General features: G+C 59.1%; 16 protein-coding genes and 1 tRNA gene. 5 read left to right on the top strand and 12 right to left on the bottom strand.

What is annotated here, in order from left to right; translation table 11 throughout:
- Positions 1-47 precede the first annotated feature (47 nt).
- The gene (locus tag E3U23_RS11170) at positions 48-890 is read right to left on the bottom strand and encodes a hypothetical protein (protein WP_279351341.1); all 843 of its coding nucleotides are present in this window, start codon (positions 888-890) and stop codon (positions 48-50) included.
- Positions 891-1,007: 117 nt separating this feature from the next.
- On the opposite strand from E3U23_RS11170, the gene E3U23_RS11165 reads away from it, so the two are divergent.
- Complete coding sequence (locus E3U23_RS11165) at positions 1,008-1,835, top strand: hypothetical protein (RefSeq protein ID WP_279351340.1); 828 nt, start codon at positions 1,008-1,010, stop codon at positions 1,833-1,835.
- 2 nt (positions 1,836-1,837) lie between these two features.
- On the opposite strand, the gene hsdR is transcribed toward E3U23_RS11165, so the two are convergent.
- The 4 genes from hsdR to E3U23_RS11145 form a co-directional block, all read right to left on the bottom strand.
- Entirely contained in the window at positions 1,838-4,207 is a 2,370-nt protein-coding gene (gene hsdR, locus E3U23_RS11160) for an EcoAI/FtnUII family type I restriction enzme subunit R (RefSeq protein ID WP_279351339.1), read from the bottom strand.
- Positions 4,204-5,436 (bottom strand): restriction endonuclease subunit S, encoded by a 1,233-nt coding sequence (locus tag E3U23_RS11155; RefSeq protein WP_279351338.1) that lies wholly within the window; start codon positions 5,434-5,436, stop codon positions 4,204-4,206. Before E3U23_RS11155 ends, hsdR begins: the two co-directional genes overlap by 4 nt.
- The gene (locus E3U23_RS11150; RefSeq protein ID WP_279351337.1) at positions 5,433-6,890 is read right to left on the bottom strand and encodes an N-6 DNA methylase; all 1,458 of its coding nucleotides are present in this window, start codon (positions 6,888-6,890) and stop codon (positions 5,433-5,435) included. The genes E3U23_RS11155 and E3U23_RS11150 overlap by 4 nt, the downstream gene beginning before the upstream one ends.
- Positions 6,891-7,556: 666 nt before the next feature.
- Positions 7,557-8,489 (bottom strand): hypothetical protein, encoded by a 933-nt coding sequence (locus E3U23_RS11145; protein WP_279351336.1) that lies wholly within the window; start codon positions 8,487-8,489, stop codon positions 7,557-7,559.
- Positions 8,490-9,296: 807 nt separating this feature from the next.
- Between E3U23_RS11145 and E3U23_RS11140 the strand changes: the two genes are divergently transcribed.
- Positions 9,297-10,496: a tyrosine-type recombinase/integrase gene (locus E3U23_RS11140; RefSeq protein ID WP_279351335.1), complete on the top strand. Its 1,200-nt coding sequence runs from the start codon at positions 9,297-9,299 to the stop codon at positions 10,494-10,496.
- 71 nt (positions 10,497-10,567) lie between these two features.
- Here E3U23_RS11140 and E3U23_RS11135 read toward each other — a convergent pair.
- Together E3U23_RS11135 and E3U23_RS11130 are read right to left on the bottom strand one after the other, a co-directional pair.
- Positions 10,568-10,642, bottom strand: a tRNA-Asn gene (locus E3U23_RS11135).
- 76 nt (positions 10,643-10,718) lie between these two features.
- Positions 10,719-11,501 carry an NAD kinase gene (locus E3U23_RS11130; RefSeq protein ID WP_279351334.1) on the bottom strand — a complete coding sequence of 261 codons (783 nt, stop codon included), beginning with the start codon at positions 11,499-11,501 and terminating at the stop codon, positions 10,719-10,721.
- 122 nt (positions 11,502-11,623) lie between these two features.
- Between E3U23_RS11130 and E3U23_RS11125 the strand changes: the two genes are divergently transcribed.
- Positions 11,624-12,946 carry a bifunctional diguanylate cyclase/phosphodiesterase gene (locus tag E3U23_RS11125; protein ID WP_279351333.1) on the top strand — a complete coding sequence of 441 codons (1,323 nt, stop codon included), beginning with the start codon at positions 11,624-11,626 and terminating at the stop codon, positions 12,944-12,946.
- A 1-nt stretch (position 12,947) separates the two neighbouring features.
- Here the strand turns inward: E3U23_RS11125 and mfd are convergent, their stop codons facing one another.
- Both mfd and E3U23_RS11115 read right to left on the bottom strand, forming a co-directional pair.
- A complete protein-coding gene (gene mfd / locus E3U23_RS11120) occupies positions 12,948-16,445 on the bottom strand; it encodes a transcription-repair coupling factor (protein ID WP_279351332.1) in 3,498 nt (1,165 codons plus the stop codon).
- 57 nt (positions 16,446-16,502) lie between these two features.
- A complete protein-coding gene (locus E3U23_RS11115) occupies positions 16,503-16,781 on the bottom strand; it encodes a succinate dehydrogenase assembly factor 2 (RefSeq protein ID WP_279351331.1) in 279 nt (92 codons plus the stop codon).
- A gap of 54 nt (positions 16,782-16,835) precedes the next feature.
- On the opposite strand from E3U23_RS11115, the gene recG reads away from it, so the two are divergent.
- Complete coding sequence (gene recG / locus E3U23_RS11110; protein ID WP_279351330.1) at positions 16,836-18,899, top strand: ATP-dependent DNA helicase RecG; 2,064 nt, start codon at positions 16,836-16,838, stop codon at positions 18,897-18,899.
- Here recG and E3U23_RS11105 read toward each other — a convergent pair.
- Genes E3U23_RS11105 through E3U23_RS11095 form a run of 3 tightly spaced genes read right to left on the bottom strand, consistent with a single transcriptional unit; the run spans position 18,896 to position 21,502 of the window.
- A complete protein-coding gene (locus tag E3U23_RS11105) occupies positions 18,896-19,708 on the bottom strand; it encodes a fructosamine kinase family protein (RefSeq protein ID WP_279351329.1) in 813 nt (270 codons plus the stop codon). The two genes, recG and E3U23_RS11105, sit on opposite strands and share 4 nt — an antisense overlap.
- Entirely contained in the window at positions 19,705-21,036 is a 1,332-nt protein-coding gene (locus E3U23_RS11100) for an ABC1 kinase family protein (protein WP_279351328.1), read from the bottom strand. Before E3U23_RS11100 ends, E3U23_RS11105 begins: the two co-directional genes overlap by 4 nt.
- On the bottom strand, positions 21,029-21,502 hold the full coding sequence (locus tag E3U23_RS11095) for a low molecular weight protein-tyrosine-phosphatase (RefSeq protein ID WP_279351327.1): 474 nt from the start codon (positions 21,500-21,502) through the stop codon (positions 21,029-21,031). Before E3U23_RS11095 ends, E3U23_RS11100 begins: the two co-directional genes overlap by 8 nt.
- Positions 21,503-21,567: 65 nt before the next feature.
- Between E3U23_RS11095 and E3U23_RS11090 the strand changes: the two genes are divergently transcribed.
- A complete protein-coding gene (locus tag E3U23_RS11090) occupies positions 21,568-22,557 on the top strand; it encodes a sulfotransferase (protein ID WP_279351326.1) in 990 nt (329 codons plus the stop codon).
- The last annotated feature ends 133 nt before the right edge of the window (positions 22,558-22,690 follow it).

Genomic DNA, 22,690 nt, shown 5'->3' with positions numbered 1-22,690 from the left:
CGCTGTCTCAGCGTCATGTCTCGTTTGGGTTTACTCAAATGGGACGGCTATCGGCGTGCCAAGGCGTCAATCCAAGCACGGTCGATGTCTGACCGTTCCACACCGACGATAATCTCGTTGTTATACGCCTGCCTGTCGCCTTGGAATTTCCGAAGAAGAGATTGCTCCATACGGAAGGCTTCGGTCGCAGTGGACCATAGGTGGTGTTGCACAGTCTTGTATTTGAGGCCGCCTAGTTCTGGCAGCGCATGATGATTGAATGTTTTCTCTCGTGCTTTCCAGTCAAATGCCCAGCCAAATTTGTACGTGGGCTTCGTGGCACCGACCAATTCCATCAAGTACGTGTAGGCCCTGGCGCGCCGCATATGCATCACACCACGGCGCGACGTGGTTGGTGGGGGTGCTGTGTAATTCTGACGGCCAGTCGCCTGCGCTATTCGCTCCTGTGCGGTCGCAGTGGCTTGCGCCATTTCGGCAGGACGTTTGGCTAAAGCATCGATTTTCCGAGCCTCATCGGCGTTCAGCGCCACGATACTTCTCACGGCGTCCATACTGAACTTTCTATCGGAAATCTCGGTGAGAAGCGGTCGATCTTCGAGGGTCCAGGCACGGACGTTCAGAAGGCCGTACGGCCACTTATAGATGCCATCCTCATCATAGTCCCGGTCGAGCAGCGGACGGGGATAATCCAAGCTCCTGACCAACTCAGTCGTCGGTTCCATGATGCCGAGTAGCCGCCCTTGTTCGCTCTCCATCGTTGGCTCATCGGTGGTGCCGACTAGGACTACTCTGTCGCTAGGACGCAGCTTCTCGACGGCATTGTCACGCCAACCGGTCGATCCGAACACCAAGGGACCAATAGGCTCACGCCATCCCCAAACCTTGGTCACGAAATACCTCATAAATACAACTTCCGGTTGTTCCTTTGGCGATGCAGGCTAATCCAAGCTCGAAAGATGGAGGGTAGGTTTTTGTATAAGATTGTCACTGGCGTGGGCGGAATTGTTATGTTCATTGCCGTTATCTATGCTGTTGTACTTTCCGGCTTCATCTACCTCGCGAACAATGAGTACGGTAGCCGTGGGGATGAGGTGCAACTGATTACGGAGTACGAGGGTACGTCTCCACCCATCGATGTAACGATTGTCCTCCATAGGATCGTCGATGGTGAAAACTCCGTAGAGGCTTCTGTGTTTGTGCGATCGGACGAGTGGTATGCAGGCTCGGCAGAATCCGACAAGGAGTGTCTAACCGTCTTCGTCTCAGATCGAAGCCCCCACATGACCTTTGAACCGAAAGAGTTTCATTTTCGATGTGGGGACGTTGGCGCGTTATCTATAGCTGGGGGCGAAACTCCAAGATTCTTGATCCCCAGTCACGCAGCGGTAACGCTCTTTCCGTTCGATGAGACGGTTATTTGGCCCTCTGTTCGGCTTGAGACTAGGGACGGCGCAGAGGCCGTGCGGTATCACGTCGTAAAGAGATTTCCTGGGCAACGGGTCGAGATAGTAGGTGACAGTCTCAATTGGGAAATCCGCCTTAGTCGATGGACGAACGAGAAAATTATTATCTTGCTGGCTGGTTCGATTTTCGTGATTCTCGGCATCTTCCTCGCCGCATCTCTCCTTAGGTCGGGCAAGGCAATCCATCATACAGAACTTATGATAGCCGGATCGGGCTATGTACTGGCGGGATTCGGTGTCCGGGAGGTTCTTGGCCTCAGCACCATCAGCAGAGGCACCCTCTTTGAGCTGGCAGTCTTTCTGATGCCCCTATTAAGTGTTCTCGCGGTGATAGCCTATATACTGGCCGCCAAAGTTTGGAGAGGTCGTTAGTCTCAGCTATCTGGACCTTCGCTTGGCGAACTATACAACCCGTTCTGAAACCCGACGAAGTTCTGCCGGATATCCTTCACGCTGCCGAGGCTGGATGCCGCGTCATGGGTGCTTCCGTACTTCAGGGTCAAAAGCCCCTTCAGGTTGTCCGTATCGAGCTGATCTACGCCTTCCTCGACATAGTGTGACAACACGAAATCGAGGAATTCCTGCGTCTTCGCGTCATACTGCGAGAGGATGCCTGCTCGACGTTTCTCTACACGCTCGGCCCTCAGCGTGGGGGTTCGGGCATAGGCGATGTATGCCAGCACATCGAACAGATCGCTGTCCTCGCCCTTGGTGAGCTTGCGAATTTCGTCGAGTTGCTCGCCTGCGAACCCGCGTTCGGCCAAACCGTTGAGCAATGCTTTCCTGGTAGCTGGATCACTCCATATTTCGCGCAGCTCGGCCTCGTCACGGAAAAGATCTGGTAGCTGACCGAAGAGGCTCTCCACATATTGAGCGACCGACATCGGTTTGCCGTCCGGACCCATGAACATGGTGGACTCGATATGCTGGAAAGTTCGCTCCTTCCCATCGGCCAGCTTGATCTTCAGCTTTTGCGGACGCTCTCGTCCTTCACCGTCGCCACCGTCGCCGTCGCCGCCGGTGCCAGACGTGCCTTCGCCGCCATCACCTTTTCCATCACCAGTGGAACCGCCGACTTCATCCGACCCAAGCGGTTCGCCGTCCCATTCGGGGTCTTGGAAGTGATGATGCGCCTTCACGAAATCGTGGACCGTGAAGTAGTCTTTTCCCTCATACATACGGGTCCCACGCCCGATGATCTGCTTGAACTCGATCATGGAGTTAATGGGCCGCAGCAGCACGATGTGGCGGACATTTCGCGCGTCAACGCCGGTCGATAACTTCTGCGAGGTGGTCAGGACCGTTGGAATGGTCTTCTCGTTGTCCTGGAACTGGCGCAGGTAATGCTCGCCGACAGCGCCGTCATTTGCCGTCACGCGGACGCAGTAAGCAGGGTCGCTGCTCTGCTTGTTCTGGTTGATGATGTCGCGGATCATCGCGGCATGATCCTGGGTCGCACAGAAGACGAGCGTCTTCTCCTTCTGCCCAATCTTGGCCATGAATGTCTTGACGCGATACTCCTCGCGCTGGCGGATTTCGATGCGGCGATTGAAGTCCTTTTCCTCGTAACGCCGTCCTTCTTCGACCTCGCCTTCCAGCACAGCGTCGTCCGATGTGTAGACATAATCATCGATGGTCGTGGCGAGTTGCAGCACCTTGAATGGCGTAAGAAAGCCGTCGTTGATGCCTTCCTTGAGCGAGTAAACGTAGCGCGGCTCGCCGAAGTAGCGGTAAGTATCGACATTGTTGTCGCGCTTAGGTGTGGCGGTCAGGCCGATCTGAACGGCTGGGCTGAAATGCTCCAGAATTTCACGCCACGTGCTTTCATCATTCGCCCCGCCACGGTGGCATTCGTCGATAATGATGCAGTCGAAGAAGTCGGCGGGGTACTCTCCAAAATAGGGCTGCGGTTCGCCTGCATCGTCGGTGCCAGACATGAAGGTCTGGAAAATCGTGAAGAAGATGCTGGCGTTCTTCGGCACCTTGCCCTTCTTGCGAATGTCGGCTGGCTCGACGCGGGCCAGGGCGTCCTCCGGGAAGGCAGAGAAGCTGTTGTAGGCCTGATCGGCGAGGATGTTGCGGTCGGCCAGGAAAAGCACTCTGGGGCGGCGTGTAGGCTCTCCGGAGGCCTTCCAGTCGCGCAGGTTCCAACGGGCATGGAAAAGCTTCCAGGCAATCTGGAAAGCGATTGCGGTCTTACCGGTGCCGGTCGCTAGGGTGAGAAGGATACGGCTATCGCCCTTCGCGATGGCGTCCAGCGCCGCCTCGATGGCGTTGTCCTGATAGTAGCGCGGCTCGTAAGTGCCGCCGCGTGTTTCGTATGGGACGTCGGAAAAGCGACCGCGCCACACGCTCTCTTCGGCGAAAGTTGCGTCCCACAGTTCTTGCGGGCTGGGGTATCGATCGACGTAGCCTTCCTCGCCCGTCAGCATGTCAATCCGATATATGCCCTTGCCGTTTGTCGAAAAGGCGAAACGGGCTTTCAGTTTCGCTGCGTAAATTTTCGCTTGGCCGACGCCTTCGGTATCACCTGCATCGCACCGCTTTGCTTCCATCACGGCGAGTTTGCGATTGCGATAAGTGAAGACATAATCTGCGGTGCTTGGCTCGCCGCGCTTACCCTTGCTGAGTATGCGTCCTGGGCAAAGCTGCTCGCGCCGAACCCGACTTTCCGCGACCTCGCCCCAGCCCGCCAGCTTGAGGGCAGGGTCGATCAGCTCAGCGCGGGTTTCTGCTTCATTCACGCTGCGGCGGCCTGCTGGAAATCGGCTAGATTGCCGGAAAAAGCCGCGTCGAGGATTGCTCGTCGAAGGTTTGTCTGCTCCGACAATCTGGCCACGTAAGATTTTGCCAACGCACGAGTGGTGTCTTCCAACCTTGAAAGGCGGTCTGCAATTGCCGTCTGTTCAGTGATATCGGGTGGAAAATAAGTTGGCACCTCCTTCAGCAGCTTGGCTTTTATACCCAAAACGGTGGCACCGGTCGCCCTAGAATGGATTTCCTTCTGAAGTGGCTCCGAAGTGAGCATATATCGCAGGAAGGTCGGATTGAGCTGTGAGGGATTGGTCTGCAAAGTAATGAGCCTTTGCCCTATGATTACTTTGTTATCAGTATCTAGTTGAGCGACATTTCCGAGGGGGGCTTCTGTCGTGAATAGGACATCGCCACACTGAGGAATCCCCCTCGTCATCCATCCATCATAAATCGTTGGATCGACAAATTCCTCCGGCTGTCGCTGCACGAAACCCATTTTGACATTCTTTGCCGTTATTAACCTGGTACCCGTAGGAGTTTTTGGTGGCGTCTTGCCACGATAGTCGACAAATTCGGCCACCTTACCCAGTGGCAATGACATCCACTGTACGCCCTTGCGGGTGAAAACTTCGGCGACCGCGCTAGTGAATAATGCATGCGCGTTCGCCAGGTTCTTTTCAGCATTCGCTGTGACGGTGGCGATTCTAGCGAACGCCTCATCCAAAACTGCGACGATCCGCCGCTGCTCGGCCAGTGGCGGAACGATGACTGGCAGGCGTTTCAACTTATCTTTGTTGAGGGTTTTGCCCTTTACCTTTTCGTCCCCTTCGGCAGCCTTATCCCAATCGAAGTACGTCAGATACCAGTAGAGGTAGGCCTTATCGATGACGGTCTCGTCGTGCAGATATAGCGCGGCGATCGCCTCATTCGTCTGCAAATCGCAACCGGCGTAGGCTAGTCGCCCTAGGGTCAGTTTGAAGCTGACAAGCAGAGTATCTTTCGGCACCGTTTTGCCTAATTTGGCTCCGGCATCCGAAACGTACTCTTTGCTGTCGGAGATTCTTGAATGAATTCCGATTGGCATGTCGGCAATAGAAACCCACACGTTCCCGGTGGCCCTTTGCTCATCCCAAAATTCGGCAAATTTTCGAGGAGGCGTCTTTCCAAGCTCAATTCGGCATAGGTCGCCTAGGGGTTTCTGAATCCATCCCGGTTTCACAGTATCGCCTCAATCTCAGCCAGTATCTCGGCACTTTCGGCATCCAGCGCCTTCATCTCGGCGATGATTTCCTCCGGCGAACGAAGTGGTGCTGCTTCCGGCGCATTCGGGTTGCGAACCGACAGATCATAGGTGCCAGTGTCGATGGTATCATCCACCGCCACCGTCCAGCTCTTTTCGCTGTCCGCAAAGTCCTCCTGAAGCTTCACGAAATCGGCCAGATCCTCGTCGTTCAGCGGATTGGTTTTGCCCATGTTCCGGCCCGGATCGAGCTTGTAGTACCAGATATCCCGCGTTGGCTGTCCCTTCTCGAAGAACAGCACCACTGTCTTCACGCCTGCGCCGAGGAAGGTCCCGCCTGGCATATCCAGCACGGTATGCAGGTTGCAACTTGCCAGCAGCTCCTTGCGAAGCGCCACGCTGGCCTTATCAGTGTTGGAGAGGAAGGTGTTCTTGATGACGACGGCGGCACGGCCTCCCGCTTTTAGCGTCCGCATGAAATGTTGGAGGAAGAGGGATGCTGTCTCGCCGGTCTTGATCGGGAAATTCTGCTGAACCTCCTTCCGCTCCTTCCCGCCGAATGGCGGATTGGCCAGGACAATATCGAATTTGTCCTTCTCCTGAAGGTCCATCACGTTTTCGGTCAGCGTGTTGGTGTGGATCAGGTTCGGCGCCTCGATGCCGTGCAGGATCAGGTTCATCGTTGCGATGACATAAGCGAGGCTCTTCTTCTCCTTGCCGTAGAAGGTGCGTTCCTGGAGCGTACGGTACTCAATGGTGCTAAGGCCGTGCTTGCCCCGCATGTGGTCGTAAGCCTCGCACAGGAAGCCACCAGAACCGCAAGCACCGTCGTAGATAGTTTCTCCCACCTGCGGATCGATAACCTGGATCATTGCGCGAATTAGTGGCCTGGGCGTGTAGTACTCGCCGCCGTTGCGTCCGGCGTTGCCCATGTTCTTGATCTTGGCTTCGTAGAGGTGCGAAAGCTCGTGCTTCTGGTCCTGGGACCGGAAGGATAAGCCGTCGATCAGCTCCAGTGCATCGCGCAGCGAATAGCCGCTGGTGAACTTGTTTTTGATTTCGCCGAAAATCTCGCCGATCTTGTACTCGATGGTGTCCGGGCTATCGGCCCGCGCCTTGAAGCCTTGCAGGTAGGGAAAAAGGTCGCGGTTGATGTAATCGATCAGGTCGTCCCCAATCAGCGCGCCATCATGGTCGTATTTGCCTTCCGCATCCTTCGGCGCGGCCCAGGTGGACCAGCGATGGTCTTCGTCGAGAATGGGTGTGTACGGCTTGTCATCCAGCTCCGCCTCCATCTCGCGTGCTGTTTCCAGGTCATCCAGGTATTTCAGGAACAGCATCCAGGATGTCTGCTCGGTATAGTCCAGCTCGGTCGTGCAGCCTGCCTCTTTCCAGAGGACATCATCGATATTGCGGAATGTCTGCTCCAACATGAGCGACGAATCTCCCTCCAAATGCAAACACTTTCCCTAGCGCGGGATGCCTGCAAGCCAAATAGGGGAGGGTCGCCCTATCAGATCCCTATTGGGCGGCAGGAAATGGGGCATGTGGCAAGTTTGTACCTGCCGTGGGATTGGGGCAGATCGGGCAGGAAACTGCCAGTATATGCCAGCATCGGACGCCGTAGCTACGCAGGCGCTGCGCGATTCTGATTCTGGGAGCGACCAAGAGAGATGGGCAGCCTGCTCACCGCTTGGCGCAGGCTGATGACCGCTGGGCAGGTGTTGATCGTTAGCCTTTCGACGTCCTTGGGCAGTCCGATCCGGCCATTTTGGTGAAAAGGTTTGCGGGTATTCGCGACGTTGCTTTCGAACGCCAATCACGCCGAATAAGATAGTGCCTGGCATTGACCGAACATGCAGGCAAGAAATCCACTCCCCGTATCAGCCGTAGCGCAGCTGCGGCTCTCGTTAGAGAGATGCCTACTGGTATTTATCTCTTGAAACCTCGTTGAACTTTCATTGAAGTCTCCTTGATGTTTCATTGAAGTTGCACAATTGGGCAGGGAGTTTGCAAGTCCTTTGGGCGGGTTCGAACTAACTGATAAGTAAAGAGAATTGACGGCGGGGTGCCTCGCGAACCGAAGCACCCCGAAAAGTCTACTCGACGACAACCTTTGCCAATCGGATATCGCGGTCGAGGCGTTCATAAAGCGAAGTCCACTGATCCCATCGCTCAGATTGCGCCATCCACTCGGCAGTCACCATAGTGCGAGGCCGGTGTCGCATCCTGGCAATGCCGCGAACTTGTGCTTTACCGATGTGGTTTTGCACCAGCACTTTGATCGGTGAGTTCGCCGCGCGCTTGGAGGGAGAGTAGCCCTTCATTCGCTCAAGTGAAGTCGATGCTGCATCCACCGCCTCGAACAACCTGCCTTCTGCGTCGGTGAAATCAGCACCGTCTTTCGGTTCGGCCAGTGGGAACAGTACTTCGCCATCCGGTCCATCGAACAGATGGGGTACAAAGGTCATCAAGCCGAGGCGTTTTAAGAGATCGACGGCTTCGAAGAATTGCTCGGAAGCTTCCCGTTCGGAAGGCGAGTTCGCGAAAAGTCGAACCAGATCGGAACCGGTGTCAACCGCGGTCCTTTTTCCGGTAAACTCGTACATATCGAATTCCCGAAACTCAGCGACCTTCTTGCGTGAGAACGTTTGCTCCAATGTCTCTTGGGGAACACCCTGTGAGAATGTCAATTCATGGGTTCTGTAAAGAGCTACGAGCAGGGATAGGGTCCAAACGCATTGCGTCTGCCGCAAGAGTTCTATAGGCGAATTTTGGCCTCCAATCCCGTCAACCAAGCTGTTAGGCAGCCAGGTCAATTCAGCCTTGGCCCTCGCCTGCTTCACTTGTGGCGCCTTTTGCCATTGTCCGCCGACCTCTGCCACCCAACCTTCTTCAGCCATCGATGTTAGCTTCGAAACCAAGCGCTTCGTACGCCCTTTCACCGAAAGCGGCAGCTTGCGTATGATTTCCGCACCCTCATCGTCTAACACGTCACCGGCGGGATTGGTAAAATCTGGTTCAGGTGGCACGAATAGTGACCTTACAGGTCGGTGCTTCGTCCCCCCTATGTGTTCCACGAGTTTCCAGGTTACCAGGTCTGCTATGCACTGCCGCGCCTTGGGGCGGGAAATCAGGGAATTCGTCTCTACAGCGTTAGTTGACCATGTGGTCGTTCGGTTGTCGGCCTGCGTACCTCTGGCAAGGATAAGATAGGTAACGGCATGGTTGATTCCGAACCTACAGGCTTCCGAAAATGTTGGGAAATGTAGGCCGAAAAAGTGGCCTCGGCCTTGCGGCTCGCCTTCGGCCGTTTCGGGCGTCGGTGAGGGCATGTCCGCTATAGGGCGGACGCGCCGTCCGCTGGCCTTAGGTTTTAGAATACTTGATCGTTCTGGCGAACCGGCTCGCGATCCGCCAACTGGGTTTTTCAAACTCATGTTTAATGCTCTTCATAGGTTGTACCACTCCATTTTGTTTCCCCAATCCATCAACTTCGGTGCCGATAGGCAAGGCCTGAAGACAGGAAATTTGTGGATTATGAGTCAGCGGATTTTCCGCCAAATTTTCCGCAATTTTGATCCAAGAAATTTTCCTGCTTTGGCCAAAATTGTGTATGGTGCAAATACGGTTGTCGTCGGCTGGATTGGCCGCTTAATCGCTTCTGCAAACCAATGGAATCTAACGAGTGGTTCGTGCGTTATGCATATGCTCACACGGCGCGAAATCGCGTCAAGATTGAATGTTAGTCCTAAGCAGGCCGGAAGGTTGATGGAGGAAATGCCGCGTACGCGGGTGGGTAAGAATAGCTTCCGCATTGACGAACTTGCTTATGACGCATGGATACGGAAAAACACTATTGGGGGAGCAAAGGAATGCCGACAGGGACTAAGCGCAAATATCTCTATGCGAGGCCGGAAAGCGAATTTTGGCAGTACAAGTTCATCATCGAGGGGAAGCCATTCCGTGGTTCCACTGGATGCGTTGAAGCCTCGGAAGCTTCCAAAGTTGTAGATATTAAACGGGCTGAGGCTCGGCAGAAACTCCAGGCCGAGGCCGATGCGATCGGGCATATTGCCAGTGGCAGTCGCGAGCTAACGCTTTCGCAGTGCCTCGAACGGTTTCGCGCCGTAAAGGAATCAGAGTGGCGCAACAAGGCATGTCGGCGTGTGAATGCAGAGTACTGCCTCGCAATCGCAAACGGCCCCAACACACTCATATCAGACCTGTCGCTGGCGGACCTGACCACTTTTCGCCTCCAGCGTAAGCAGATGAGGAACCGCAAGGGGGAGGCGATCAAGGACACGACTGTCAACCGAGACGTCGCCCACCTGCGAGCGGCAATCCGCTATGCCGGGAAATGCGGCTTCGCCACGCCGAACATTGATTGGTCGGCAGCAATCAAAACCAAGGCCGAAAAAAGTCGCACGAGAACGCTAAGCGATGGTGAGCAGGCCCGCCTGTTTGCGGCAATTCACGAACTCCATTCAGACCTCTACGGGCCAGTCCAATTTGCCATCCTTACTGCGGCGCGAAAGGCAGCTGTCTTTGGATTGACCTGGCAGGCTATTGATTGGGACGAAAGGATCGCATGGATCGAATTAAAGGGTGAAGGCGACGAACCGATCATGCACCCGCTCCCGCTCACGGAAGAATTGGTCGAGCTACTTCAAGCTCAACCGCGTGTTCCAGAGTGCGATAAGGTGTTCACCTATCAATGTCGAAAAAGCGACACGAGGGCCGGGCTGAAAAAGGGTCACCGGTATCCATGGACGGAGCATGGCGTCTATAAGCCCTGGGGGGCTGTCTTGAAACGGGCAGGCATTCGTGACTTCCGATTTCACGACCTGCGTCACACTAGCGCAACCAGGCTCATTCGCAGCTCCAACAATCTCGAAGTGACGCGTCAGTTGCTCGGCCACGCTAGCATCAAAACCACTCAGAAATATACTAACCTCGATACCAACGACGTCCGAGCTGCCATGGAGGCAGTTTCTAGACCCGCGTTTGCTGCGATTGAGGGCGGTAGGACTTCTTAGAAGAGTACACAGCGAAAGGTCACAGGCGCTAGCGCGCTGTGGTCATTCTTCCGCTAAGTGTTTGAAGATAATGGCTCCCCGAGTTGGATTCGAACCAACGACCAAGTGATTAACAGTCACCTACTCTACCGCTGAGCTATCGGGGAGCAGCCGGTACGGCAGGAGTGCGCCTATATGGGCGGGCTGCCGCTTTGGCAAGCGGGCAATCGCAAAAAGTCTGGGTCAGAATACGAACTGTTCGGCGACGATCCGCTCGTCGAGCGAATGGCCGGGATCGAACAGCAGCGTGAGCGGATGTTCGCGCGCGATTTCCAGCCGTACCTCGGCGACGTCGCGCATCTCGCGCTGGTCGGCCACAGCGGAAACGGGGCGCTTGCCCGGTTCGTTCACCTTGAAGTTGACGCAGGAGCGATCCGGCAGAATAGCGCCTTTCCACCGCCGAGGGCGAAAGGCGGAAATCGGCGTCAACGCCAGCAGCTGCGAATCAAGCGGCAGGATCGGGCCGTCGGCTGACAAGTTGTAGGCGGTCGAGCCTGCAGGAGTCGCTACCAAGACGCCATCGCAAACCAGTTCCTTGATGCGGGTCTTGCCGTCCACCTGCACTTCGATCTTCGCCGTCTGGCGAGTTTCGCGTAGCAGCGAGACTTCGTTGATTGCGCGGAATTTGTGGACCTCGCCGTCCTGCGCCGTGGCCTCCATGGCGATCGGCAGAATATCGAGCCGCTTCGCCTTACCGATCCTCTGCAGCAGCTTCTCGGGCTGGCGGTTGCGGTTCATCAGGAAGCCGACCGTGCCGAGATTGACACCGTATGCCGGAATGACGCGACCGCTATCCAGCATCGCGTGCAGGCTTTGCAGCATGAACCCGTCGCCGCCCAGAATGACAGCGATGTCCGCTTCCTCGAGCGGCACCCAGTCGGCAAGATCGCGGATGACTTCGTCGGCCGCTTCCTGCGCCCGCTCACCATCGGATACCAGTAATGCGAGGCGCGGTTCGTCGCTCATCGCTAAACTCTCCTCTGCCGCCGCTTCGGCTGCGACCCGGCGTGCCTATGGGCGGGCGTCCCGTTTGGCAACAGCGGCAATTCGCTGGCAAATTTGCGGCGTGAGCGCGATAAGCGCGGGCCATGGGGTCGCTCGTAATGGACGATAGGATGGAAGACACGCGGGATGCGTTGACCGGGCTCGCCGATATGGCGGCGGCGCGCGCGATCATCGCACGGTGGCAGGCGGACTGGCCGCGCGAGGCGGGACCGTGCCCCATCCATGCGATGTTGATCACGCTCGGCCGGATCGACACCGTTAATATCGCATTCGGCGAAACGGCGGGCGACACTGCGTTGCGGGAAACCGCCCGCCGCATCCGTACCTTCGCCGACGACGAACTGGAATCGAGCGCGTGGCTGGCCGCACGGCTCAACGGCGGTAATTTCCTTCTCGTCGCTCGCGAGGAGTTGAGCCGTGAACGCTGGCAATGGCTGGGCGAGGCACTAGCCGACGCCATCGCAGTGCCGATCGCGCAGAAGGAGGGCTCGCCGCGCCTGCGGATGTGGCCGCGGGTCGGCCTGATGCGCGCGAGCGACGGTGACGATCCCGATACGATCCTCGACCGATTGGCCGAAACTTCGAGTGCGTTGCGCGGATCGAGTGGCCGCCGGATTGCCTGGTCCGTCGCCGGGAGGGAAGGGGCGCGTCGCTCGCATAGCCAACTAGAGGGCGACCTTTTAACCGCGATCGATCGGGGCGAGATCGAGATCCTGTTTCAGCCGCAATACGCGCTTGCCGATAGGCGGATGATCGGGGCGGAGGCGCTGGCGCGCTGGCAGCACCCTGATGCCGGCCGGATTGGGGCGGAAACACTTTTCGCCATCGCCGAGCGGACCGATCATACGGCGCATCTTTCGCGCCACATCGCTGAGCGGGCTTTGCAGGAGGCGAAGGACTGGCCGGACCATCTTCGTTTGTCGCTCAACGTCACGCCGTCGGATCTCGCGGCGGATAATTTCGCACAGGAATTTGCCCGCCTCGCAGAACGAGAAGGTTTCTCCTTCGATCGAATCACACTGGAAATAACGGAGCAGGTGCTCTTGGGAGACCTCGAGCGAGTGGGTCTCGTCATCGACCAATTGAAGCAGCTTGACATACGTATCGCGCTCGACGATTTTGGTGCTGGGTTCTGCAATTTCAGATACTTGAAGCTTCTATCGATAGATTACCTGAAGCTTGATCGGCAGATGGTCGAAGGGGTCCTCGACGACGAGCGGGACCGTGCAGTGTTCCGGGCCATCATTGCGATGGCTAATGCGCTGGATCTAGGCGTGATGGCAGAAGGGATCGAGACCAGCAGCCAGCGCGATTTCTGCGCGGCCGAGGGCTGCGCGTACTTTCAGGGCTATCTCGGCTCCCAACCTCTCTCCGCCGACGCATTTCGCGAGCTTACGGTCTGCTAGCTTAGGCCGCTTTCTTCTTCTTTTCGGACTTGCGGGCTTTCTTCGCGATACCGGACAACCCTTTTGTCAGCTGGAATAGTCCGTTGAGGCGGCTTTCCGGTGAATTCCATGCCCGGCTGATAACCAGCTTCATATCGGGCCGCAGCTTCGCAGTGTCCTTCAGCCGGTCGACATAGGCGATCAGACCTGGGCCATCCGGGAAGTCGTCATTGTGGAAGGTGACGAGCGTGCCGGCCGCGCCGACGTCGATCTTGGAGATGTTGGCTTCCATCGCCTGATGCTTGATCTCGATCAGGCGAACGAGATTGGCAGTCGCGGCGGGCAATTCTCCGAAGCGGTCGATCATTTCGGCTGCCAATGCCTCGATCTCTGCCTTGTCCTGTGCATCGTTGAGGCGGCGGTAGAGCGCCATGCGAACCGCGAGATCGGGTACGTAGTCCTCCGGGATCATGATCGGCGCATCGACGGTGATTTGCGGGCTCACTGTCTCCCGCTTGGCTTCCAGCCCCATCTCACCCGCCTTGGCGGCAAGGATCGCGTCTTCCAGCATCGATTGGTAAAGCTCGAACCCGACTTCCCGGATGTGGCCCGACTGCTCGTCGCCCAAGAGGTTGCCTGCGCCGCGAATGTCGAGATCGTGACTGGCCAACTGGAAACCCGCACCGAGGCTGTCGAGATCGCCGAGAACTTTCAGGCGCTTCTCCGCAACCTCGGACAGCGAGGTATTCTTCTCGTAAGTCAGGTAGGCATAGGCGCGTAGCTTCGCTCGACCGACCCGACCGCGCAACTGATATAGCTGTGCAAGGCCGAAGATATCGGCGCGGTGGATGATAATTGTATTTGCGCTAGGCAGATCGAGCCCACTTTCGACGATTGTGGTGGCGAGGAGAACATCGTATTTGCGCTCGTAGAAAGCGCTCATCCGCTCCTCGATCTCACCCGCGCCCATCTGCCCGTGCGCGGCAATATATTTAACTTCCGGCACATTCTCCCGCAGCCACTCTTCGACGCCTTCCATGTCGGAGATACGGGGCACGACAATGAAACTTTGCCCACCGCGATGATGCTCGCGCAGCAACGCCTCGCGCATCACCATGTCGTCCCACTCCATGACGTAGGTGCGCACGGCGAGACGGTCGACCGGCGGGGTCTGAATGGTGGAAAGCTCGCGCAGGCCGGTCATCGCCATCTGTAGCGTGCGCGGGATGGGCGTGGCGGTGAGGGTGAGCATGTGGACGTCGGCGCGTAACTGCTTCAGCTTTTCCTTGTGCGTGACCCCGAAGCGTTGCTCTTCGTCGACGATAACAAGGCCCAAATCCTTGAACTTGGTATTCTTCGACAGGATCGCATGGGTGCCTACGACGATGTGGATATCGCCGCTCGCCAGTCCTTCGCGCGTGTCCTTCATCTCTTTCGAGCCTACGAGGCGCGAAAGGCGGCCGATTTTAAGCGGGAAGCCGGAGAAACGCTGGCTGAAATTTTCGAAATGCTGACGAGCGAGAAGGGTAGTCGGCGCGACGACAGCGACCTGCTGGCCGTTCATCGCCGCAACGAATGCTGCGCGCAGCGCCACTTCCGTTTTGCCGAAACCGACATCGCCGCACACCAGCCGGTCCATCGGTTTACCGCTTTCGAGATCGCGCAACACGTCCTCGATCGCGCGTTCCTGATCGTCGGTTTCCTGCCAAGGGAATCGGTCGAGGAACTGGTTGTACGGCCCTTCTTCGACTTCGTAGATGGGCGCTTGCTTCAAGGCACGCTGGGCCGCGACCAGCATCAGCTCACCGGCGATCTCGCGAATGCGCTCTTTCAAACGCGCGCGGCGCTTCTGCCAGGCTTCGCCGCCCAACCGATCGAGCATCACCGCTTCCTCGGACGACCCGTAGCGGCTGAGCACGTCGATATTCTCGACCGGGATAAACAGCTTGTCGCCGCCCTTATATTCGAGCTGGACGCAGTCGTGCTTCGACTTGCCGACGCTGACCGGTTCGAGGCCGAGATACTTGCCGATGCCGTGTTCGGTGTGGACGATCAGGTCGCCGACCGCGAGGGCCTGTAGTTCGGCGAGGAATGCGTCGGCGCTCTTGCGCTTCTTCTTGCGGCGTACGAGGCGGTCGCCGAGGATATCCTGCTCGGTCAGCAGTTCCATCTCGTCATTCGCGAAGCTCGCCTCCAACGGGAGGACCATCGCGGCAGGCTTGCCTTTAGCAGCCTTGCCCAGCGCATCCTGCCACGTATCGGCCAACTGCACCGAAATGCGTGCCTCATCGAGGATCGAAGCGATACGTGAGCGGCTGCCGTTCGAATAGGCGGCGAGGAGAGGACGCTTGCCTGCCTTTCCGATGGCCTTCAGGTGATCCGCAAGCAGGGGATAGACGTTGTCGCCCCGCGCCCGCTCCGGCGCGAAATCGCGGCCAGAACGAAAGCCGAAATCAATGACGGAATCGCTTTCGGGTTCGTCGAAGGTGGTCGCCCGGTGGATCGGCTGCTTTTCCTGCACCGCCGCGATCTCGTCTTCGCTCAGATACAGGTCGTCGGGCTTCAATGGACGATAGCTGCCTTTGGCTTGGCCGGACCCGGTGGTGCGCTGATCGTAATAGTCCGAAACGTCCTTCAGCCGCTCTTCGATGGCAGGCTGAGAGGCGTTATCCATCACCACCACGTCACCGTCGCCGAGATGATCGAACAGGGTGGTGAGCTTGTCCTCGAACAGCGGCAGCCAGTGTTCCATGCCGGCAAGGCGGCGGCCCTCGCTGACCGCCTCGTAGAGCGGATCTTGCGTGGCGTTGGCACCGAACATCTCGCGGTAGCGCGTGCGGAAACGCTTGATGCTGTCTTCGTCGAGCAGCGCCTCGCTGGCAGGCAGCAAGAGGTGACTGTCGAGACGCCCGGTACTCATCTGCGTATTCGGATCGAAAGTGCGCAGGCTTTCGAGTTCGTCGCCGAAGAAATCGAGCCGCAGTGCCTCGTCCATGCCGGAAGGGAACACATCCACGATCGAACCGCGTATGGCGTATTCGCCCTTGTCGATCACCGTATCGCTGCGGCTGTAGCCCTGTCGCTGGAGCAAGGCGGCAAGGCTATCCCGTCCGATTTCCGTGCCGACCTTGAACTCGCGAACGCTCTCGCGAATGCGGAACGGGGTCAGCACGCGCTGCGTAACGGCATTCGCGGTGGTAACGACGAGCTGTGCCTTCGCCTTGCCCTTCTGCAGGCGGTGTAAGGCGGAAAGCCGGCGGGCGCTGATTGCTAGCGCAGGGCTGGCACGGTCGTAAGGCAGGGAGTCCCACGCTGGGAACTCCAGCACTTCCAGTTCCGGCGCGAAATACGCGGCGGCATCCGCAATACTGCGCATGGCGGTATCGTCCGGCGCGATGAATACGGCACGGCCGGTGGCGGCGCGCGCGAGATCAGCCATGACGAGCGGCTGCGCGCCGCGGGCGACCTGTGCCAGCGTGAGCGAGCGGTCGGCTTTCAGGATACGGGAGAGATCGGGCATCGAGAGTGACAGCGCGGTACTGCCGAGCGCGTTCCCGTCAACACCTATGAGAGTAATTTAGCGCGGAATGTCCACGTAATCGAGTTTTTGCATCTTCGCGATCAATTCGCCTTCGAAATGCGGCGGAGTGGGCTGAGTCTTCAACGCCCACGCCATTACGTCTACGTCATCTTCTTCGAGCAGGGCTTCGAACCATGCGAGTTCGGCCTCCGCCCAGTCGGCGTGGTAGCGGTCGAAAAAGCCGCCGATCATGTAATCCGCCTCGCGCGTGCCCCGGTGCCAGGCGCGGAAGCGGGCGCGCTGTTTGCGGCCGTCGAAGGTCAGGAGATCGGGCATGGGTGGGAGGTAGGGTACTCGCCAAACCGGTTCAAGCGGCTATAGGCTGACGCGATGCGGCCCGAGGCGCTCAATCCCCTGTTCGCGGAGACCGACACGCTCGATGGCGTCGGTCCGAAGCTGAAGAAGCCGCTCGGTCGGCTGGGGCTGACGCGGGTAAAGGACGTCGCGTATCACCTGCCCGACCGTTTCGTTTCACGGCGGATGGTACAGAACGTGGACGAGGCGGGCGAGGGCGAGAATATCGTCGTGCGCCTCGCCGTGACCGAACATCGCGGCAGCCGCAATCCGCGCGGCCCCTACCGCGTGCTGGCGCAGGACGCGCTAGGCAATATCCTCGCGCTGACCTATTTCGGCCGCGCTTCGTACAGCGCCAAGAAACAGCTGCCGGTCGAAGGCGTGCGCTGGGTGGCGGGCAAGCTGGAGCGGTATGGCGACATGCTCCAGATCGTGCATCCCGACCATGTGCTGGAAGAAGGCGGCGAGACCCTGCAACAGCTGTGCGAGCCGGTCTACCGTCTGTCAGAAGGGCTGACGCAGCCGAAGGTCGCTTCGCTGGTCGCACAAGCATTGGAGCGCTGCCCGGAATTGCCGGAATGGATCGAGCGGGGCTTGCGCGACAAGGAAGATTGGCCCGCATGGCGCGAGGCGATGCATCGGGCGCACAGGGCGGAGGACAAGGCGGCGCGCGACCGGCTGGCTTACGACGAGCTCCTCGCCAACAGCCTTGCCTTGATGCTGGTGCGCGCCGACAACCGCCGCCGCAAGGGCCAAGCGCTGCTGGGCGACGGCAGCTATCGCGGAAAGCTCGACCTGCCTTTCCCGCTGACAGGTGCGCAGCAGCGTTCGATCTCCGAGATCGGGAACGACCTAGCGCAGGAGGCGCCGATGCTTCGCCTGCTGCAAGGTGATGTGGGTGCCGGCAAGACGGTAGTCGCGCTCGAGGCGATGCTGATCGCGGTGGAAGCGGGGGCGCAGGCAGCCATGCTCGCCCCGACCGAAATCCTCGCCCGCCAGCATTACGAAAGCTTGCGGCGCATGGCCGAACCGACCGGCGCACGGGTCGCGCTGCTGACAGGCCGCGACAAGGGTCGGGCGCGCGAGGCGACGCTGATGGGTTTGCTCGACGGCAGTATCGACATCGTCGTCGGCACTCATGCGATCTTTCAGGACAGCGTGGCCTACCGCAACCTCGCAGTGGTTGTGATCGACGAGCAGCACCGCTTCGGTGTCGGCCAGCGCTTAATGCTGGCGAGCAAGGGCAAGCGCGCTCCGCATGTCCTCGCCATGACGGCAACGCCGATCCCACGCAGCCTAACGTTGGCGCAATATGGCGAACTCGACGTCAGCAAGCTCGACGAATTGCCGCCGGGTCGGCAGGCGATCGATACGGTGGTGATGGGGTCGGACAAACTTGCCGTACTCGTCGATCGGTTGGCGGGCCAGATTGCCGAGGGACGGCAGGCCTATTGGGTGTGCCCGATGGTGCGCGAGGTGGACGGGCCGGAAGAGATCGCCGCGGCGGAAGCGCGCTATGCTTCGCTCAAGGAGCGGTTCGGCGATGACGTCGTGCTGGTGCATGGGCAATTGCCCCCGGAGGTGAAGGACGCCGCGATGGAACGCTTTGCGCGCGGTAACGCGAAGCTGTTGATCGCGACTACGGTGATCGAGGTTGGCGTCGACGTACCGAACGCGACGCTGATGATCATCGAACAGGCGGAACGCTTCGGCCTTGCCCAGTTGCATCAGTTGCGCGGCCGGGTGGGACGGGGGAGCGAGAAATCGGTCTGCGTGCTGTTACGCGGAGAGAGCCTTTCCGAAACCGCGCGTGAGAGGTTAGCCCTGATGCGCGAGACGCAGGACGGCTTTCTGCTGGCGGAGGAAGATCTTCGACTGCGCGGCGGCGGCGAATTACTCGGCACGCGGCAATCGGGCGATACGCCGTTCAGTATCGCAAACTTTGAACAGATCAGTGCCTTGCTGCCGAAGGCTCATGACGATGCGAGGTTGCTGATCGAGCGCGACGGCGGGTTGGAAGGTACGCGCGGCGAGGCGGCGCGGATGTTGCTCTACCTTTTCGAACGCGACTTCGGCGTGCGGACCCTGCGCGGCGGTTAGAAGCCCAGTGTGTCGAGTTCGCGCATCACCGCCGAACCATACGATCCCCCAAACAGGCGAACATGGACCAGCCAGGTCCACAGGCGGTAGATCGGCTGGCGCTCTTGCCACCCTTTGGCAAGTTCGAGACGGTCGAAAAAACTCGCCGGAAGATTGTCGAACACAGTCAGTGTCGCGGCGTCCACTTCGCGGTCCCCATAATAGGCGTTGGGATCGATGAGGTGGACCTTCGCGTCCGAAGATACGACGACATTGCCGCCCCACAGGTCGCCATGCACAAGCGATGCGCGGGGGTGATCGGGCAATAATTCGCTTATGCGGCCGGCCAATCCCTCGATCCGACGGGCGAGGGGCGGGGCGATATGAGAGGTATGGATCAACAGCCGTCGTTCCGCCCAGAAAGCGGGCCAGGTCTCGGCCTGCGCGTTCGGAACCTCGACATCGCGCAGCGCATAATCTTCGCTCCAGCCGTAGGACGACCCGCCGACATCGCGCAGCGGCTCGAGCGCATCCGCCAGTATGCGCCACGATTTTTCGCTGTCCAAGCGCCCCCCGCTTTCGACATGGGAGATCAGCAATACGTCGCCGTCATGTGCGATCAGCTGCGGCACAGGCGCGCCGCATAGCGCCATTGCTTCGAGCATCCGGCCTTCTTTGCTAACGACCGGTCCGACCTTTGCGACGATCCGGCGGCCGTCGGCAAGGTCGACACGCGTAGCGCCGGAGATGTCGCCGCCGGGGAACCGGACCATTCGCGAAACCGCGGAACCGGTCAGACGGGCGATATGGCTAGCAAGGTCCTCGCTCATTCAGTTTTGTCGAGGATGTTGCCGACGATCCCACGCACGTCGACCTTCGCCCCGACATTCGCACCGAGGAGGGCGGTGCCGCTTACTTTACGCTGCACGAACAGGGTTTCGGGCGGCGGGATGTGCCAGCTTTCCTTGTCTTGCGCGATCGGCATAACTTCGTCCCTGATTTGCGGGACGAAAGACCGGTCGCCGAAGTCCAGCCGTTCCTGCTTCGCCATTTGCGTCACAACGATATCGACGGCACGCCGGATCGCGTCCGGATGACGTGCGACGGCGTGGTCGTTAATGAACCCTGCCGCTATCGCGGCTTCTAGCACGCCTTCGCGATCCTCGTTCAGGCCGGCACGCAGCAAGGTCCGGTAGCGTGCTGAGATTTCGTCGGAAATATCGCGGGCTGCGCCGAAATCGAGCAAGACCAGCTGGCCGGTTTCTCGTTTCACTCGGTAATTGGCAAAATTCGGGTCCGTTTGCATCAGCCGCCATTCGAATAGCTCGCGCGCGACCAGTTCGATCAGGTGCGCGAACAGTTCGTCGCGCTTTTCGTCCGGCAATTCTCCGAGCGCTTCAACGGACGAGCTTTCTTCGAAGGTCATCGCCAGCACGCGCCGCGTCGTAAGCTCGCGGTCAGGCGTGGGGACGAGGTAGCGTTCGTCGCCGGCCAGCAGGGCGGCATAACGCTCCATCATATCGGTTTCGCGCTGGTAATCCGCCTCTTCGCGCAACTGCTCCTTCGCTGCGACCAGCACCGGGTCAAGATCGAGTCCCTTGGGAAGCAAACCAGTCACCCGCAGCAAGGTCGCTACATTGTCGACATCGGAATCAATGCTTTGCGCAACACCGGGATATTGCACCTTGATCGCCAACAGCCTGCCGTCCTTCGTAAGGGCACGATGGACCTGCCCGATCGAGGCGGCGGCGATCGGGCGCGGTTCGAAACGACGGAAATTGCGCCGCCAGTCCTTGCCCCATTCTTCCGCCAGTACGCTATCGAGCTGGCGCGGTGGCATGAAATCGGCCTGTTCCCGCAAGCGGGCGAGGATCGCGGTGAGTTCGGGCGGAAGGACATCACCCGTATCCATCGAGATCATCTGCCCGAGCTTCATTGCCGCCCCGCGCAGAGTAGCAAGCTGGTCGCTCAGCCGCTTCGCATTGCCAGGCGTCAGGAGGAGCTGATCGAGCCGAGGCCGCTCACCGGCGGCCAGGCGCCGGGCGCCTTCCGACAGGACGCCGCCCGCAACGCCTCCCGCCAGCTTACCGAACCCGGCGAGCCGTCCGAGACGGGAGGAAGGAACCGCACGTTCGCGGCGGCGATCTTCGTCAGCCATGTTCGTCCAGCAATACGGCGACGAGCGCACGCGCGCCCGCTTCCACCTCGTCGAAAGTCACAGCAAAGCCGTCGTCCCCTCCATAATAGGGATCAGCGACCTCGCGCCCATGCTGCCCGGGTACGAGATCGAGCAGGAGAGCTGTCTTCGCCTTACCGTCGCCGGGATCGAGCCGACGAATATCGGCAAGATTGCTTGCGTCCATCGCGAGGATGTAATCGAACTCTCCGAAATCGGATGGCTTGAGCTGCCGCCCGCGATAGCCCGCAATGTGAATACCGCGCGCATCCGCCTCGGCGATGGACCGCGGATCGGGCGGCGCGCCCACGTGATAGTCCGCCGTTCCGGCACTTGCCGTTTCGACGTCTAGCCCCGCCTCGTCCGTAGCGCGGCGGAAGGCGGCTTCGGCGAGCGGCGAGCGACAGATATTGCCGAGACAGACGAACAGGACGGCGGGTTTCGACATTAACGGAGGGGCCTTTCAAACTGTTAGCGTGTCGACAGACGGGCGCGCGATGCTAGATGGCGCGCATGTCAGCGCACTATATTCGGGCTTCGCAGACGAAGCGCCTGCCAAACCTGATCGTTCCGGGGGCCATGAAGGCGGGGACCACGGCGCTGGCCGCCACGCTCGGCGCACATCCCGACATCTTCGTCCACCCGATGAAGGAGCCGATGTTCTTCGCGCAGACGCCGCAATCGCGAGAGCGGCTCTGCGATCTGCTGAGCCCGGACGGGACTAGTTATACGACGGTCACACCGCACGAGACGCGCGATTTTTTGGATGTCGAAACTTTCGCGGACAGTTTCGCGGGCGGCGAGGATGTACGATACAGGCTCGATGCCAGCACGATGTATCTGCAATCGCCCGACGCAATCGCGGGTGCCCGTCAAACGATACCGGACACGAAATTCGTGGCCGTTCTGCGCGATCCCTACGAGCGCGCCTATTCGGCCTATAATTATCAGCGCTCGCGCATGCGGGAGCCGGCGGGGACGTTCGCCGAAGCGATTGCGCACGAACGCTCGGGCGCAAGGGACGGTTGGGCCTATGGCTGGCGTTACATATTCACCAGCCTTTATGCGGATCAGATTGCGAGATTGTTCGCCGCCGTGCCTGTCGAGGATCGGCTCGTGATGCTTTTCGACAATATCGTCGGCGAAGAGGGCATGGGGGAAGTCTGGCGCTTTCTCGATCTTGCCCCGATACGCCCGGAATTGAAGGTCGCGAATGAAACCGTTCTGCCGCAGGGAAAGGCAGCGCGGATGGCGGCCTCGCTCCTCAACAATCAGCAACTCGGCGGCCGAATTCGCCGCGTCTTGCCGACTGCAATGGTACGCCCCTTGAGACGAACGGTTTCCGCGCTGCGCGGCATCGTTGCCAAAACGGGCTCACGTCCCGATCCTATGACCGCGGCCGATCGTGTCCTGATGTCAGATCTCATCGAGCCCGATATCGACCGTCTTGAGCGCCTGCTTGGGCGCGATCTTACCGACTGGCGATGCGACCGCGCACGATAAGGTCGCACTGCGATTCCGCCCGTCGAGAAATGGTAAACAAAGGATGGGTAAGGCACCAACCCTATAGGCAGGCCGTTCGATGCTCGAACTGTCTAGGGGATCCTGTTTGCACATCGTTTCCATTGCGCTGGGA

The organism is Erythrobacter litoralis, from assembly GCF_029760855.1.
GTDB classification, from domain to species: domain Bacteria; phylum Pseudomonadota; class Alphaproteobacteria; order Sphingomonadales; family Sphingomonadaceae; genus Qipengyuania; species Qipengyuania litoralis_A.
This window is presented reverse-complemented; position numbering and strand designations above follow the sequence as displayed.

Coding starts and splice junctions, on each gene's coding strand:
- E3U23_RS11105 (WP_279351329.1), bottom strand. CDS start 19,708: ATGAGCGAGGACCTTGCTAGCCATATCGCCCGTCTGACCGGTTCCGCG.
- E3U23_RS11090 (WP_279351326.1), top strand. CDS start 21,568: ATGTCAGCGCACTATATTCGGGCTTCGCAGACGAAGCGCCTGCCAAAC.
- E3U23_RS11125 (WP_279351333.1), top strand. CDS start 11,624: ATGGGGTCGCTCGTAATGGACGATAGGATGGAAGACACGCGGGATGCG.
- E3U23_RS11095 (WP_279351327.1), bottom strand. CDS start 21,502: ATGTCGAAACCCGCCGTCCTGTTCGTCTGTCTCGGCAATATCTGTCGC.
- E3U23_RS11130 (WP_279351334.1), bottom strand. CDS start 11,501: ATGAGCGACGAACCGCGCCTCGCATTACTGGTATCCGATGGTGAGCGG.
- E3U23_RS11150 (WP_279351337.1), bottom strand. CDS start 6,890: ATGTTGGAGCAGACATTCCGCAATATCGATGATGTCCTCTGGAAAGAG.
- E3U23_RS11165 (WP_279351340.1), top strand. CDS start 1,008: ATGTTCATTGCCGTTATCTATGCTGTTGTACTTTCCGGCTTCATCTAC.
- E3U23_RS11140 (WP_279351335.1), top strand. CDS start 9,297: ATGGATACGGAAAAACACTATTGGGGGAGCAAAGGAATGCCGACAGGG.
- recG (WP_279351330.1), top strand. CDS start 16,836: ATGCGGCCCGAGGCGCTCAATCCCCTGTTCGCGGAGACCGACACGCTC.
- E3U23_RS11100 (WP_279351328.1), bottom strand. CDS start 21,036: ATGGCTGACGAAGATCGCCGCCGCGAACGTGCGGTTCCTTCCTCCCGT.
- E3U23_RS11115 (WP_279351331.1), bottom strand. CDS start 16,781: ATGCCCGATCTCCTGACCTTCGACGGCCGCAAACAGCGCGCCCGCTTC.
- mfd (WP_279351332.1), bottom strand. CDS start 16,445: ATGCCCGATCTCTCCCGTATCCTGAAAGCCGACCGCTCGCTCACGCTG.